This is a genomic window from Variovorax sp. Varisp41 (genome assembly GCF_047325085.1).
Taxonomy (GTDB): domain Bacteria; phylum Pseudomonadota; class Gammaproteobacteria; order Burkholderiales; family Burkholderiaceae_C; genus Variovorax.
Map to the genome: position 1 here is coordinate 4,482,004 of NZ_CP168540.1, position 14,335 is coordinate 4,496,338.

The following is a 14,335-nucleotide window of genomic DNA, read 5'->3' on the forward strand; positions in this document are numbered from 1 at the left end:
GAGGTCCTGCTATTGAGAGAGTCCGCGCAGGCGCGGGTTCCGGGCCAGCCGCGATGCGCTCGCGGCCAGCATGGCGGCGTCGATGGCGCCGCGGCGTTCGGCCTGCCGCGCGCAGTGCATCGCGTCGAAGTACTTGTCGTGGTCGTAGGCGACCAGCAGCAGGTCCACGCCGGCATTCAGCGCACGCACCGTGGCGTTGCACAGGCCCCGGTCGTAGGCTGCACCCATCGTGAGATCGTCGGTGATGAGCAGGCCGTCGTGCCCCCACGCGCCGCGAATCACGGACTGCACGATTTTGCGCGAGAACGATGCCGGATGGTCGGGGTCGAGTTCTGGAACGGTCACATGGGCGAGCATGACAGCCGCTTGTGTCGAAGCCGACACCTCTTGAAACGGTTTCCAGTCATGTGTTGCAAGTCGGGCCGTGGGTGTGTGCAGGAAGCCGGCTTCGTGGTGCGTGTCCTCGGCCACGCCGGCCAGTCCCGGAAAGTGCTTGAGCGTGCCTTGCACGCCGGCCGCTTCGAGGCCCTGCTCGTAGGCCCGCGCCACCTCGGCGACGAGGGCCGGGTCGGCCGAGATCGCGCGTTCGTCGATGCGGGTGTGCAGGTCCCAGCGGCCCGGCGCGCGGCCGGTGCGCAGGTCGACCACGGGGCTGAAGTTGAGCGTGATGCCCAGCGCGGCGAGCGCCCTGCCCTGCTGCTCGCCATAGGCACGGGCGCGCTGCGCGAGTTCGTTCTCGGGCACGTCGGCATCGATCAGGGTGGCGAGCGAAGGCTGGCGTTCGATCAGCGGCGAGAGCCGCGACACGGCGCCGCCTTCCTGGTCGGTCGCGACGATCAGCGGTGGCAGGCCGGCTTCCGTGCGCAAGTCTTGAAGGCTCGAGATCTCCTCGCGCAGCTGCGTCGCGCTGCGGCCCTTGACGTTGCGGCCGGTCACGAAGATGCCGCCGATCGTGCCGTGGCGCGCGAGCTCGCGCAGCATCGGCATCTCGGCGTTCTCGTAGCCGACGATGAAGTGCGCGCCGAGCCTGCGTGCCTGCGCGTCCGATGCGGCGAGCACTTCCGCGCGGCGCTGGCGGCTCGAGAGCTCGTCGGCTCCGCTGCAGAGCATCACCGCGCACAGCAGCCCGAGCAGCATCGGGCGCAGCGAACGGCGCGCGAAGCGCCAGACGATCGCCACGCCGCTGCCCGCGAGCGCGAGCAGCAGCGGTACTTCCCAGGCACGCATGAAGCGCAGGTGCGGATCCTTCAGGTGCCAGGCCCAGAAGCAGAGGAAGGCGAGTGCCAGCCAGCCCAGGGCACCGAGCGCGACGCGCAGCGCTTTCATGTGGGATCGACGAGGGCCGCCGGTGCGGCCTCGGGCCGGCGCGACAGCGCATACCAGTCGACCTTGCGCGTCATCAGCATCAGCGCCGAGAGCATGCCGAAGATCAGCAGCGCACCGAGCAGCAGCGCATTGCTCTCGGAGGCCAGCAGTCCGTAGAGCGCACCGTACAGCACCGCGACGAAGGCCGCGAAACCGGCGCCGCGCTTCCAGCTGCCGAGCACGGCGGCGAAGTAGATGCCCAGCAGCAGCACGCTCGCGCCGGCCGCGCCTGCATAGGCGAGCCAGAAGGCCAGCTTCTCCGACAACGCCAGCAGCAGCAGGAAGAAGATCGCGATCGACAGGCCCACCAGGCCGTACTGCACCGGGTGCAGCCGCAGCTTGCGGAACAGCTCGAACATGAAGGCGGCCATCAGCACCAGGCCGATGAAGAGCGCGCCGTACTTGCCCGCGCGGGTGCTCATCGAATAGACATTGATCGGCTGCGCGAGCGAGACGTCGAAGCTCTGCGGGTTGAAGGGCTGCGGGCCGGCGCGCACGTTGCCGTTGGCCGAGGCCGCCGCCACGTCGCCGCGGCCCGCGAGGTCGGCGCGCACCTGTTCGCGCGCCGAGCTCACGAGCGAGGACACGCGCCAGTGCGCATCGAAGCCCTGCGGCGTGACCTCGCGCTGGGCCGCGAGGAAGCGGCCGCCGAAGCTCGGATGGGCCCAGGGCGACTTCAGGTGCGCGCTGGTTTCCTCGGCGATCGGCACCATCGACAGGGTGTCCTGGCCGACCAGCGACAGCTTCATCTCGAAGGGCAAGGGTGCGCGCGTCTGCCAGGCGGCCAGCGCCGCGGCACCGAGCGGCGCGTGGATGCCGTTGGCGAACCAGGAATCGTCGGGCAGGCCGGGCACGCGCTGGCGCAGCCGCAGTTCGGCGCCGTTCACCGTCAGCGCGGGCGAACCGTCGAGGCCGCGCAGATCGCTCACGTTGAAGGCCACGAGCGGCGTCTTGAATTCGATCTTCGAATCGGGCTCGCTGTGCGCGACCGCCTCGGGGTCGAAGGCCGCGAAGCCGCCCGACAGGGTGGCGTCGAGCGTGTAGAACGGGATCTTGAAGATGCCGCGGTAGCGCTGCTGCGGCGTCATCGAGCCCTCGATGTGCAGCTTGTCGGGGAAGACCACGTGCGCCATCTCCTTGCTGCGCGCCTCCTGGCCGATCACCTTGCCCTGCGCGTCGCGCAGCGGCTCCATCCAGCGCTCGACATAGGGCACCAGCAGCAGCGGGCCGACCACGGTCTGCGGGCCCGCGTAGGTGGCGGCCAGCTCGGCGGCGGCCTCGCGCTGGCTGTCGCCGCGCTCGTTGTTGATGCGGTCGATCTCGGCCAGCGGAATGCACAGCAGCAGCACCAGGAGCAGCAGCCCGCCCACCTTGGCCAGCATCGAATCCTTCAGAAGTTGCAGCATGTTTTTCTCTCCTCGTTGACGACGGACCGGATGCTCGCCGCGCGATCCGAAGCCCGTGTGAAGCGGGGCGGCGCGGCGACTTCACGCGGACTTCACACAACGCGGCGGACTTCAAGAAGCCTTCCCATTGCCTTCTCGCGGGCTGGCGACAGTGCGGGCCATCCGACAACCGACAAGAGGACCCGACATGCACACCCCCCTAGCCCATCGACCCGGCCGCTGGCTCTGGCTGGCGACACTGAGCCTCGCGATGGCGGGCTTCGTCGCGCTGAGCCTGAATCCCGTGCATGCGCAGGAAGCGGCCGCGCCGCGCCTGAAGACCGAGAGCCCCTATTTCTTCGTGAAGAGCGACGATCCCTCGATCGACCGGCTGCCGCTCAAGGGCACCGAGGTCTCGGTGAAGATTTCGGGCGTGATCGCCGACGTGACGGTGACCCAGACCTACCGCAACGAGGGCCAGCGCCCCATCGAGGCCAAGTACGTGTTCCCGGGCTCGACCCAGGCGGCCGTGAGCGGCCTCAACGTGCGCCTGGCCGACCGCCTGATCACCGCGCAGATCCGCGAGAAGCAGCAGGCGAAGATCGAATACGACACCGCCAAGCGCGAGGGCAAGACCGCCGCGCTGCTCGAGCAGCACCTGCCGAACGTGTTCCAGATGAACGTCGCCAACATCCTGCCGGGCGACGACGTGAAGGTGGAACTGCGCTACAGCGAGCTGCTGGTGCCGCAGTCGGGCAACTACGCCTTCGTGTTCCCCACCGTGGTGGGCCCGCGCTACAACAGCCCACAGTCCTCGAATGCGCAGGCGCCCTGGGTCGGCCAGCCCACGCTGCGCGCGGGCGTGGCGGCCGGCACCGCCTTCCAGCTCAAGGCCAGCATCGACACGCCGATGGGCCTGAAGGAGATCCGCTCGGCGACGCATGCCATCGAGGTGAAGAAGAGCGACGAGGACCGCCATGCCGAGATCGTGCTGGCGGCCGACGGCCGCCCGGCGGACAACCGCGACTTCGTGCTCGACTACCGGCTCGCGGGCGAGAAGATCGAATCGGGGCTGATGCTCTACAAGGGCCAGGGCGAGAACGCCGAGAACTTCTTCCTCGCGATGGTCGAGCCGCCCAAGGCCGTGGCCGCCAGCGCCATCTCGCCGCGCGACTACATCTTCGTGGTCGACATCTCGGGCTCGATGCATGGCTTCCCGCTCGACACCGCGAAGGTGGTGCTCGAGCGCCTGATCGGCGGCCTGCGTCCCAGCGACACCTTCAACGTGCTGCTGTTCTCGGGCAGCAACAGGATGCTGTCGCCGGCCTCGGTGCCCGCGACCCGCGCCAACATCGAACAGGCGCTGGCCACCATCAAGAACTTCAACGGCAGCGGCAGCACCGAGTTGATCCCGGCACTGAAGCGCGTGTATGCGGAACCGAAGGACGAGAAGGTCTCGCGCACCGTGGTGGTGGTGACCGATGGCTACGTGACGGTGGAGCGCGAGGCCTTCGAACTGGTGCGCAACAACCTGTCGAAGGCCAACGTGTTCGCCTTCGGCATCGGCTCCTCGGTCAACCGCAGCCTGATGGAAGGCATCGCGCGCGCCGGCATGGGCGAGCCCTTCATCATCACCGACCCGGTGCAGGCGCCCGAGCAGGCCGCGCGCTTCCGCCGCATGGTCGAGTCGCCGGTGCTGACCAGCGTGAAGGCCACCTTCGGCGGGCTCGACGTGTACGACGTGGAGCCACAGGCGCTGCCCGACGTGCTGGGCGAACGCCCGGTGATCGTGTTCGGCAAGTGGCGCGGCGAAGCGCGGGGGCGCGTGATCGTCGAGGGCCAGGGTGCCGAGGGTCCATACCGCCAGGAAGTGCGCATCGATGCGCGCACGCGCCAGGACACGGCCGCGCTGCGCACGCTGTGGGCGCGCCATCGCATCCAGAGCCTCAGCGACCAGGAAGCGCTCGAAGGCAGCGCCGCCTTCAAGGACCGCATCACCGAGCTCGGCCTCAAGTACAGCCTGCTGACCCAGTACACCAGCTTCATCGCGGTCGACAAGGTGGTGCGCAATGCCGCTCCGCAGGACAGCGCCAGCGTGAACCAGCCGCTGCCGATGCCACAGGGCGTGAGCGACAGCGCGGTGGACGGCGGCGCGCTCGGCGCCGAGGTGCCGAGCACCCCCGAGCCCGAGACGCTGGGCGCGATCGCGGTCGTGCTCTCGGTGCTGGCGATGCTGCGCCGCCGCGCGCGCCGCCACGATGCGCGCCGCTTCACGGCTTGAGCGGGGGCACGACACCATGTCACTGGCTACGCTGGCCCATCGCCATCCACGCGTCGTGGATTGGGGCATCCGCATCGACCGTTTTCCGGCCGCCGGCTGGCTGGCCCTGCAGTTCGCCGCGCTGGCGCCCACCTGGGCCTGGATGCTGCGGCGCATGGTCGACGGGTCGGACGATCCACTCGGGCTGCTGGCGCTGGTCGCGCTCGCGGCATTGGCCTGGCAATGCCGCGGCGAGTTACGTGCCGCGCCGCGGCTGGGCTGGCTCGCACTGGCCGGCACCGGCACGCTAGCGGCGACCATGCTGCGCACCGGCCTCGGCAGCCTGCCCGCGCTGCCGCCGCTCGCGGCCGGTTTGCTGGCGGTGCTGTCGCTGGCGGCGGGCCTCATGGCCTTCCTGCCGCGCCGCGTGGCGGCCGTGCCGGTCGCGGGTCTCGCGGTGCTGGCACTGCCGCTGCTGTCCTCGCTGCAGTTCTACGCCGGCTATCCGTTGCGCGTGGTGACGGCCGAGGCCAGCCGCTGGCTGCTGGCTCCGGGCTTCGAGGTGGTGCGCGAAGGCAGCACCCTGCTGATCGATGGCCGGATGGTGATCGTCGACGCGCCGTGCTCGGGCGTGCAGATGGTCTGGCTCGGCTACTTCACGGCCTGCGCCGTCGCGCTGTGGGCGCGGCGCGCCGACCGTGGCTTCCTGGCCCGGCTGCCGCTGGTCGGCCTCGCGGTGCTGGCCGGCAACATCGTGCGCAACAGCGTGCTGATCGCCTGCGAGGGCGCCGGCCATCCGCTGGCGCCGTGGGCGCACAACGCGCTGGGCCTGGCGGTGCTGGCGCTGGTGTGCAGTGCCATCGCGCGGCTGATGGCGCGCGAGCGAAGCCGCGCGGGCCTCGACTTCGTCATGCGGCCCGTTCCGGGCCTGATCACCACCCAGGGAGGCCGCCGTGTCGACACTGCCCATTGAGCGCATGTTCGAGCGCTTGTTCGCGAACCATTTCATCAACCGCATGGGCCACAAGACGCTGTTCGCCGCCGCCATGCTGCTGTGCATCCTGTGGTCGACCGCCGCCGCGCTGCGCACGCCGAGGGAAGCCGAGCCGGTGGCGGCCACGATCGAATGGCCGCGCGAATGGGAGGGCGCCGCGCTGCGTCCGCTCGCGCTCAGCGAGGTGGAGCAGCGCTTCGCCGACCGCTTTCCGGGCGCCATCGGCCGCATGACCGACGGCCGCCAGACCCTGGTGATGCGAGAGGTGCGCCAGCCCACGCGCATGCTGCATCCGGCGGCGGACTGCTACCGCGCGCTCGGCTACCGCATTGCGCAGGAGCGGCTGGAGCACCAGGTGCAGGCCGGCGAGTCGAATTTGTGGCGCTGTTTTGTTGCGCAACGGCACGGTGGGCAAAAGTTACGCGTCTGCGAGCGCATCGTCGACGCCGATGGCGCCGCTTTCACCGACACTTCAGCCTGGTACTGGGCGGCAGCCAGCGGCCGGTCGAACGGACCGTGGCAAGCCGTCACCGTGGCGAGACCGATGTGAACCCGTTGCTGAAAAAGACCCTTCGATTCTTCCTCTTCGGCCTGCTGGCCCTGGTGATCACGGCCGGCGTGGCGATCTTCCTGATCGTCAAGCTGGCGCTGGCCCCCGCGCCCGGCGAATGGCGCACCACGGTGAAGGCCGGCCCGTTCGCCTTCGAGACCGGCGTGCCGACCGCGGTGCGCATCGCCACCTCGCCCTGGTTCGCGCCCTGGCTCGACGGTCGCTCGCTCGACACCGGCCACGGCACCGTGCGCTTCGCCTGGAAGGCGGCCGACGAACTGCTCGAGCTGCATTGCGCGCCATGCAGCGTCGAGTTGCCGGCGCTGGGCGCGCAGCCGATCCGCGTGCAGCAGCTGGTGGCCACGGTGCGCCGCGACGGCAACACGCTCAACGGCACGCTCGGCGCCACGCCGCAGGGATCGCCCGCGGGCGATCCCGCCGCCACGCTGCACGGCAAGTGGGAAGGCCGCCTGGCGCCGAAGAACCTGCAGCTCAGCGTCGACATCCAGGACGCGCCGATCGCGCGCTGGTACGCGGTGCTGGTGCCCGGCCTGCCCGAGCTGCAGCGCGCGCGCATCGGCGGCACGCTGGCGCTGCGCGGCCACGTCGTGCTGCCCGAAGCCACCTTCTCGGTGCTGCCCACCATCAGCCAGTTCACGGTCGAAGGCCTGGGCACCGAGGCCATGCTGGGCGCGCGCACCAGCTGCGGCCCCTCGGCCAGGCTGACCAACGACAGCTGGCTCGCGCGCGCGGTCATCGCCGCGGAGGACCAGCGCTTCTTCACCCACGCCGGCTACGACCTGACCGAGATCCTGGCCTCGATCGACAACAACCAGAAGGAAGGCGCGCAGAAGCGCGGTGGCAGCACGCTCACGCAGCAGCTCGCGAAGCTGCTGGCGACCGGCAGCGAACGCACGGCCGAGCGCAAGCTGCGCGAGCTGCTCTACGCGGTCGAGATGGAACAGACGCTGGGCAAGGCGCGCATCCTGCAGCTCTATCTCGACAACGCGCCCTGGGGCGGCAACCTCTGCGGTGCGGAAGCCGCGGCCAAGCGCTATTTCAAGCGTAGCGCGCGCAGCCTCGAGCCCGCGCAGGCGGTCTGGCTCGCGGCCATGCTGCACAAGCCGCAGGCGGTGCTCGAGCAGTGGCGACGCGACGGCGCCATCGATCCCGACCGCGTGAAGTGGGTGGCCGAAGGCGTGCGCGGCATCAGCCGCAACCAGCGCGAGTCGCTGCTCAAGAGCGTGGCCAGCGCGAAGTTCGCGCCGCCGGAGCCCAATCCATGAGCGCCGAGGTCGAAGCGATCGAGCGCGCCACGGTCGCGGCCGTGTCGCCCGATGCGCTTGGCGACATCGAGGGCTGGCTGCTGCCCTTCGACCACGGCACGGTCTCGCGCGCCCGATCGGCCGTGCCGCTGCACCATGCGCCGGCGGCCGAGGGCACGCTCGAGCGGATCGAGCAGCGCTATGCCGCACAGGGGCTTCCGCCCATGTTGCGGCTGGCCGATCTCGCCTGCTTCGACGGCCTGCGCGCCGAGCTCGAGGCCCGGCGCTATCGCGGCGCCAAGCCCACGCTGGTGCAGACCACCACCTTGCGCCGGATGCAGGCCGTGGCACCGGCCGGCGCGCTGCCGGCCGAGGTCGACACCGCGCCCGACGAGGCCTGGGCGGCGCTGTTCCTCGGCGAGGGTTTCGATCCCGTGGACGGCGCCCACCGCGTGCGCGTGCTGGCGCGTGCCCAGGGCTCGCTCTATGCGAGCGTGCGCGAGGGCGGCCGCACCGTGGCCGCGGGCGCGATGGCCTTCGGCCATGGCTGGGCCAGCGTGCACGGCATGCGCACCGACGCCGCGCAGCGCGGCCGCGGCCTGGCCGGACGCGTGCTCGCGGGGCTGGCGCGGGTGGCGCTCGAGCGGGGGTTCGACAAAGTGTTCCTGCAGGTCGAGGCGCAGAACGATCCCGCGCTGGCGTTGTACCGGCGCGCCGGTTTCGAGACACGCTGGCAGTACCGCTACTGGCAGCCTTCGACCTGAAGCGGCAGGCTCAGTCGCGCGGCTCGAGTTCCAGCCCGAAGCGCACCTCGTCCAGCGCCGCGTCGACCAGCGCCAGCGGATCGTCGAAGCCCGGCGCGAGCTTGAGGATGCCGCGCAGCCGGTGGTCGATCAGCAGCACCGCGAGCCCGTGCACATAGCCCCAGGCCGAGGTCATCTGCATGGCTTCGGCATTGCTCAGCGAGGTGGGCGGGCTGTCGGGCAGCCGCGGCGCGCCGCCGATGATCGAGGCCATCACGCGCATCGCCTCGGCGGCCGCGGCGCCCAGCACGGGATGCAGCATGTCGATCTTCTCGGTGCGGAACATCAGCCCGAACAGCGCCGGGTTTCCGTGCGCGAAATGCACGTAGGCGCGGCCGATCGCATTGCGCCGCGCGCTGGCGTCGGCACCTTCGGGCGCCGAGGTGCGCATCGCGTCGGCCAGGCGATGGAACCCCACGGCGGCGAGCGAACTCAACAGGCCGGTGGTGTCGCCGAAGTGGTGCTTGGGCGCTGTGTGCGACACGCCCGCTTCGCGCGCGATCGCGCGCAGGCCGAGCCCGGCGATGCCGTCGCGCTGCAGCACGGTCTCGGCCGCGGCCAGCAAGGCATCGGGCAGGGCGCCGTGGTGGTAGCGACGGGCCGGCGCGGCCGGCGAAGATTCGGCGGTGGCCGATTCCGTGGAACGGGAACGGCGCGAACGGGAAGCAGCAGGCATCCAAAAATCTTACCACTGGAAAAATGTCTTGACTTCACCGGATGGCTCGACGATATTTCCACTGGAAAGATAAGCCCTCACCGCTTTTCCACCCCTACACCGGCCCCGGCCGACGATCCGAAGGAACCCCGATGAACGATGCCGTCACCCGCAGCGCCCCGCCTTCCAACCTGGGCCCGATCGACTTCGAGACCGACGTCGGTCCGCTGCCGCTCCAGGGCACGCTGCCCGCCGGCCTGCGCGGCACGCTGGTGCGCAACGGCCCGAACCCGGTGGCGCCCGACCCGCGCGCCCACTGGTTCGCCGGCGACGGCATGCTGCATGCCTTCCACATCGCCGATGGCGCGGTGCATTACCGCAACCGCTGGGTGCGCACCCAGCGCTGGCAGGCCACGGTCGAAGGACAGGAACGGCGCCGCGTCGGCTTCCAGAGCACCGAGGGCGAGGCGCCCAAGCGCGAGGACGACGGGACCGGCAACACCAACGTGATCGGCCATGCCGGCCGCATGCTCGCGCTCGAGGAAGCGCACCTGCCGATCGCGATGACCTTGCCCGGGCTCGACACGCTCGGCGCCACCGACCTCGACGGCCGCCTGCACGGCAGCTTCACGGCCCATCCCAAGACCGATCCGCGCACCGGCGAGCTGCTGTTCTTCGGCTACGGCACGCCCGCGCCGCTGTCGGCGGGCATGAGCTTCGGCAGCATCGCGGCCGACGGCCGCGTCACGCGCTTCGAGAGCTTCGAGGCGCCCTATGCCAGCATGGTCCACGACTTCATGGTGACCGAGGGCCACGTGATGTTCCCGATCATGCCGATCACCGCCAGCCTCGAGCGCGCGCAGCAGGGCCGCCCGCCCTATGCCTGGGAGCCCGAGTTCGGCACCCGCGTCGGCCTGATGCCGCGCGGTGGCGGCAGCGCCGACATCGTCTGGTGGCGCGGCCCGGCCTGCTACGTGTTCCATGTGATGAATGCCTGGGAGGCCGACGGCAGCCTGTACGCCGACGTGATGCAGTTCGACACCCCGCCGCTGTTCCCGCGGCCCGACGGCTCGCCGATCGGCGCGGGCGATCCGCCCGCGCGCCTGGTGCGCTGGCAGTTCGAGCTCGCGAACCCGGCGCGCGAGTTCACGCGCACCGTGCTCGATCCGCGCCCCGGCGAATTCCCGCGCATCGACGAGCGCTTCGCCGGCCTGCCCTACCGCCACGGCTGGTACGTGCTGCGCGAGGACGAGGGACCGGCCGAGGCGCGGCGCAACTTCGCGGGCCTCGCGCACGTCGACCATGCCAACGGCGAGCGCGGCATCTACAAGCTGCCCGCGCCCGACACGATGTCGGAAGCCGTGTTCGTGCCGCGCTCGGCGCAGGCCGAGGAAGGCGATGGCTGGCTGCTCGCCACGATCTGGCGCGGCGCCACCAACACCAGCGAGCTCGCCGTCTTCGATGCGCGCGCCGTGGCCAACGGCCCGCTGTGCACCGCCGCGCTGCCGCACCGCGTGCCCGCGGGCTTCCATGGCAACTGGTTCGATGCCGCGGGCAGCGTGCCCGGCGCCGGCGCGCTGGCCGACGCCCAACCCACCGTCCGCTTCGGAGCGTCGTCATGAGCATGCTGCTGGCCTTCGCGCCCTTCATCGTCTTCGCGCTGTGCGACCGCCTGCTCGGCGTGGTGCCAGCGCTCTCGGCCGCGGCGGCGCTGTCGGCGGTGCTGCTGCTGCGCGACTGGCTCACGCCCAAGCGCACGGTCAAGGTGCTCGAGATCGGCACCGTGCTGCTGTTCGGCGGCCTGGCCGTGTTCGCGCTCGCCACCCACACCGAATGGTCGCTGCTCGGCGTGCGGCTGCGCGTCGACGCGGGACTGCTGCTGGTGGTGCTGGCCTCGATGGCCATCGGCCAGCCCTTCACCCTGCAGTACGCGAAGGAGCAGACGCCACCCGAGATCTGGGTGTTGCCGGGTTTCAAGCTGATCAACATGGTCATCACCGCCGCCTGGGCCGTGGCCTTCGCGCTGATGGTGCTGGCCGACGTGGCGATGGTCTACGTGCCCTCGCTGCCGCTGTGGGTGGGCATCGCGGTCACGGTCGCGGCCATCGTCGGCGCGATCCGCTTCACGCAGTGGTACCCCGAGCACATGCGCGCGCGCTTCGAGGCCGCGGCCGGGGGCTGAGCGCCCGCCCCCACGGGTGGCGCGGTCGGGCCATTGGTGCCACCATGGCCGGATGACCCACACGAACCACCATCATCTCCACCACCCCACCGAGCCCGTGGCCGCGCCGCGCGGCATCGACCACATCGTGGCCGGTGTGTCGGCCAGCGATGGCGACGGCGTGAAGCTCACGCGCGTGCTCGGGCAGCCGCTGCAGAAGCGGCTCGATCCCTACCTCATGCTCGATGCCTTCGGCAGCGACAACCCCGGCGATTACGTCGGCGGCTTTCCGAACCATCCGCATCGCGGCTTCGAGACGGTCACCTACATGATCGCCGGCCGCATGCGGCACCGCGACAGCGCGGGCCACGAGGGCCTGCTCGAGAACGGCGGCGTGCAATGGATGACCGCGGGCCGTGGCCTGGTGCACAGCGAGCTGCCCGAGCAGCAGGAGGGCCTGGTGGAAGGCTTCCAGCTCTGGCTCAACCTGCCGGCCGACGAGAAGCTGCGCGAGCCCTGGTACCGCGACATCCAGAGCGCCGAGATCCCCGAGTTCACCACCGCCGAGGGCGTGCACGTGCGCGTGATCGCCGGCGCGAGCCACGGCATCGAGGGCGCCGTGCGGCGCGAGCGCACCGAGCCGCTGTACCTCGACATCACGCTGCCGCCGGGCGCCGAGTTCGCCCAGCCGCTGCCGCCGTCGCACAACGCGCTGGTCTACGTGTTCCGCGAATCGCTGTGGATCGCGGGCAGCGAGGTGCCGACGCGGCGCATGGCCATCCTCGCGAACGAGGCCGGCAGCGACGGCGTGCTGCTGCGCGCCGGCTCGACCAACCACAGCCCGGCGCGCGCGCTGCTGATCGCGGGCCACCCGTTGAACGAACCCATCGTGCAGTACGGCCCGTTCGTGATGAACACGCCCGAGCAGATCAAGCAGGCGGTCGACGACTTCCGCCAGGGCCGCTTCGGCTGAGCCGGCGCCGACGCGGCGGTGCGGCCTGCGCCTACCGCGTGTCGGCGTGGAAGGCGGCGCGCGGGGCCGGTTGGGGCTTCTACGTTGCCCGCATGCCCCCCACGATCCGAAAAGGACAGGCGCCCGCCACGCTGCAGCGCGCCGAGTTCCACGAACGCTTCATGCAGGACTTCCAGGACCCGGCCTTCCAGGCCGAGTCCGAATCGCTGCGGCGCATCGAGCTGATCGCCTGGGAGGCCTATCAAGAGGGCCGCAAGGCGCCCGTCACGCGCAAGGCCGGGCCCGGCTATGCCGACCCCGACTACGAGCTGTCGGTCGACTGGCTCGAGGCCAAGGCGCGCATCGACGCGGCGCACGCGAAATGGGCCGATCCGCAGAGTCATTCGCGCGTGCTGCTGGTCAACGGCTCGCCGCGCAACGACGGCACCTGCCCCGGCGAGATCTCCAAGACATGGCGGCTGACGCAGATCGCGCGCGAGGTGCTCGAGGGCAGCGGCGTGAAGACCGACCTGCTCGACCTGAGTCTCCTGACCTCCGACTACGGCCGCGAGATCCATCCGTGCAAGGGTTGCGTCTCGACCGCGATGCCGCTGTGCCACTGGCCCTGCAGCTGCTATCCCAACCATTCGCTGCGCCAGACCGGCGACTGGATGAACGAGATCTACGAGCGCTGGACCGCCGCGCATGGCGTGATCGTGCTCACGCCGGCCCACTGGTACCAGGCCACGAGCCCGCTCAAGCTGATGATCGACCGGCTGGTGTGCGCCGATGGCGGCAACCCCGACCCCACCAGCACGCACGGCAAGAAGCCCGAGGAGGCCAAGGCGCTCGAGCTCGAGGGCTGGGGCTATCCCAAGCACCTCGATGGCCGGGCCTACGGCGTGGTGGTGCACGGCGACGTGGCCGGCATCGAGAGCGTGCGGCGCAACCTCTGCGACTGGCTCGACTGGATGGGATTGATCGATGCGGGCAACGCAGCGCAGCTCGACCGCTACATCGGCTACTACGAGCCCTATGCCACCAGCCACGACACGCTCGATGCCGATGCCGACGTGCAGGAGGAGGTGCGCAACGTCGCGCGCGCGGTGGCGCAGGCGGTGCGGCAGCTGCGTACCGGCAAGCTCAGGTCGCCTGACCGGGGCCTGAAGAAGCCGCGCCCGAAGTAGCCGGCGGGAAGAAATCGGCGAGCCCAGCGGCCGCCCATTCACCATTCTTTACGCAGGCTCACGCAGGGCTCACCGACGGGTTACAGAAGGCTTCCACACTTCGTCTCACCAGCTGCCCATCGGCGGCGGTTCTTCGAAAGGAAGCACTCTCATGATTTCTCTTCGCCAACGCATCCTCTGGGCCGGCCTGCTGGGCTCGGCCGCCCTCGCATCGTCGGGCGCCTTCGCCCAGACGCCGGCGCCCACGGCCGCGGCTCCCACCGCCGCCGTGGCGCAGGCGGACGGCGCGGCACCGCAAGGCAAGGCCCGCGCCGAGCACAAGCGCATGGACCCGGCCAAGCGCTTCGAGCGCATGCAGGAGCACCGCGCCAAGCGCCTCGCGGCCCTCAAGGACAAGCTGAAGCTCAATGCCTCGCAGGAAAGCGCCTGGTCCAGCTACACCAGCGCGACGCAGCCGCCCGGCCCGCGTCCCGATGGCCAGCGCATGACCCGCGCCGACTTCGCCAAGCTGACCACGCCGCAGCGCATCGAACGCATGCAGGCCCGCCAGGCCGAACGCAGCGCGATGTTCGCCAAGCGCGCCGACGCCACGAAGTCCTTCTACGCCGCGCTGACGCCCGAGCAGCAGAAGACCTTCGACGCCGAGACGATGCACTTCGGCGGCCACGGCCACCGTTTCCATCGCGGCGGCCACGACGCGCAACCCGCCAAGGGTTGAGCCGCTCCCGCCGTCATGACCGGTCCTGGCGGCCGGTCGT

General features: G+C 70.6%; 13 protein-coding genes. 10 read left to right on the forward strand and 3 right to left on the reverse strand.

Annotated features, from left to right (window positions below; genetic code table 11):
• Positions 1-9: 9 nt before the first annotated feature.
• Both ACEN9J_RS20710 and creD read right to left on the reverse strand, forming a co-directional pair.
• Entirely contained in the window at positions 10-1,326 is a 1,317-nt protein-coding gene (locus ACEN9J_RS20710) for a glycoside hydrolase family 3 N-terminal domain-containing protein (protein ID WP_413761933.1), read from the reverse strand.
• Entirely contained in the window at positions 1,323-2,771 is a 1,449-nt protein-coding gene (gene creD / locus ACEN9J_RS20715) for a cell envelope integrity protein CreD (protein WP_413761934.1), read from the reverse strand. The genes ACEN9J_RS20710 and creD overlap by 4 nt, the downstream gene beginning before the upstream one ends.
• A 187-nt stretch (positions 2,772-2,958) precedes the next feature.
• Here creD and ACEN9J_RS20720 point away from each other — a divergent pair, with 187 nt between their 5' ends.
• Genes ACEN9J_RS20720 through ACEN9J_RS20740 form a run of 5 tightly spaced genes read left to right on the forward strand, consistent with a single transcriptional unit; the run spans position 2,959 to position 8,583 of the window.
• Positions 2,959-5,031, forward strand: coding sequence for a VIT and vWA domain-containing protein (locus tag ACEN9J_RS20720; protein ID WP_413761935.1), 2,073 nt, complete (start codon positions 2,959-2,961; stop codon positions 5,029-5,031).
• A 16-nt stretch (positions 5,032-5,047) separates the two neighbouring features.
• On the forward strand, positions 5,048-5,983 hold the full coding sequence (xrtQ, locus tag ACEN9J_RS20725; protein WP_413761936.1) for an exosortase Q: 936 nt from the start codon (positions 5,048-5,050) through the stop codon (positions 5,981-5,983).
• Positions 5,984-5,987: 4 nt separating this feature from the next.
• The gene (locus ACEN9J_RS20730) at positions 5,988-6,554 is read left to right on the forward strand and encodes a hypothetical protein (protein WP_413764584.1); all 567 of its coding nucleotides are present in this window, start codon (positions 5,988-5,990) and stop codon (positions 6,552-6,554) included.
• Positions 6,555-6,559: 5 nt separating this feature from the next.
• Positions 6,560-7,840, forward strand: coding sequence for a biosynthetic peptidoglycan transglycosylase (locus ACEN9J_RS20735; RefSeq protein WP_412179277.1), 1,281 nt, complete (start codon positions 6,560-6,562; stop codon positions 7,838-7,840).
• Positions 7,837-8,583, forward strand: coding sequence for a GNAT family N-acetyltransferase (locus ACEN9J_RS20740; protein ID WP_413761937.1), 747 nt, complete (start codon positions 7,837-7,839; stop codon positions 8,581-8,583). Before ACEN9J_RS20735 ends, ACEN9J_RS20740 begins: the two co-directional genes overlap by 4 nt.
• Before the next feature lie 10 nt (positions 8,584-8,593).
• Here ACEN9J_RS20740 and ACEN9J_RS20745 read toward each other — a convergent pair whose 3' ends face one another.
• Positions 8,594-9,298: a TetR/AcrR family transcriptional regulator gene (locus tag ACEN9J_RS20745; protein WP_413761938.1), complete on the reverse strand. Its 705-nt coding sequence runs from the start codon at positions 9,296-9,298 to the stop codon at positions 8,594-8,596.
• Positions 9,299-9,429: 131 nt separating this feature from the next.
• On the opposite strand from ACEN9J_RS20745, the gene ACEN9J_RS20750 reads away from it, so the two are divergent.
• The 5 genes from ACEN9J_RS20750 (at position 9,430) to ACEN9J_RS20770 (ending at position 14,295) form a co-directional block, all read left to right on the forward strand.
• Positions 9,430-10,899 (forward strand): carotenoid oxygenase family protein, encoded by a 1,470-nt coding sequence (locus ACEN9J_RS20750; protein WP_296733135.1) that lies wholly within the window; start codon positions 9,430-9,432, stop codon positions 10,897-10,899.
• Positions 10,896-11,459, forward strand: coding sequence for a hypothetical protein (locus ACEN9J_RS20755; protein ID WP_057591841.1), 564 nt, complete (start codon positions 10,896-10,898; stop codon positions 11,457-11,459). The genes ACEN9J_RS20750 and ACEN9J_RS20755 overlap by 4 nt, the downstream gene beginning before the upstream one ends.
• Positions 11,460-11,511: 52 nt before the next feature.
• A complete protein-coding gene (locus ACEN9J_RS20760; protein ID WP_413761939.1) occupies positions 11,512-12,411 on the forward strand; it encodes a pirin family protein in 900 nt (299 codons plus the stop codon).
• Positions 12,412-12,503: 92 nt separating this feature from the next.
• Positions 12,504-13,577 (forward strand): flavodoxin family protein, encoded by a 1,074-nt coding sequence (locus tag ACEN9J_RS20765; RefSeq protein WP_413761940.1) that lies wholly within the window; start codon positions 12,504-12,506, stop codon positions 13,575-13,577.
• 151 nt (positions 13,578-13,728) lie between these two features.
• Positions 13,729-14,295 carry a Spy/CpxP family protein refolding chaperone gene (locus ACEN9J_RS20770; protein ID WP_057591844.1) on the forward strand — a complete coding sequence of 189 codons (567 nt, stop codon included), beginning with the start codon at positions 13,729-13,731 and terminating at the stop codon, positions 14,293-14,295.
• The last annotated feature ends 40 nt before the right edge of the window (positions 14,296-14,335 follow it).

Coding starts and splice junctions, on each gene's coding strand:
- ACEN9J_RS20710 (WP_413761933.1), bottom strand. CDS start 1,326: ATGAAAGCGCTGCGCGTCGCGCTCGGTGCCCTGGGCTGGCTGGCACTC.
- creD (WP_413761934.1), bottom strand. CDS start 2,771: ATGCTGCAACTTCTGAAGGATTCGATGCTGGCCAAGGTGGGCGGGCTG.
- ACEN9J_RS20720 (WP_413761935.1), top strand. CDS start 2,959: ATGCACACCCCCCTAGCCCATCGACCCGGCCGCTGGCTCTGGCTGGCG.
- xrtQ (WP_413761936.1), top strand. CDS start 5,048: ATGTCACTGGCTACGCTGGCCCATCGCCATCCACGCGTCGTGGATTGG.
- ACEN9J_RS20730 (WP_413764584.1), top strand. CDS start 5,988: ATGTTCGAGCGCTTGTTCGCGAACCATTTCATCAACCGCATGGGCCAC.
- ACEN9J_RS20740 (WP_413761937.1), top strand. CDS start 7,837: ATGAGCGCCGAGGTCGAAGCGATCGAGCGCGCCACGGTCGCGGCCGTG.
- ACEN9J_RS20745 (WP_413761938.1), bottom strand. CDS start 9,298: ATGCCTGCTGCTTCCCGTTCGCGCCGTTCCCGTTCCACGGAATCGGCC.
- ACEN9J_RS20750 (WP_296733135.1), top strand. CDS start 9,430: ATGAACGATGCCGTCACCCGCAGCGCCCCGCCTTCCAACCTGGGCCCG.
- ACEN9J_RS20755 (WP_057591841.1), top strand. CDS start 10,896: ATGAGCATGCTGCTGGCCTTCGCGCCCTTCATCGTCTTCGCGCTGTGC.
- ACEN9J_RS20760 (WP_413761939.1), top strand. CDS start 11,512: ATGACCCACACGAACCACCATCATCTCCACCACCCCACCGAGCCCGTG.
- ACEN9J_RS20765 (WP_413761940.1), top strand. CDS start 12,504: ATGCCCCCCACGATCCGAAAAGGACAGGCGCCCGCCACGCTGCAGCGC.
- ACEN9J_RS20770 (WP_057591844.1), top strand. CDS start 13,729: ATGATTTCTCTTCGCCAACGCATCCTCTGGGCCGGCCTGCTGGGCTCG.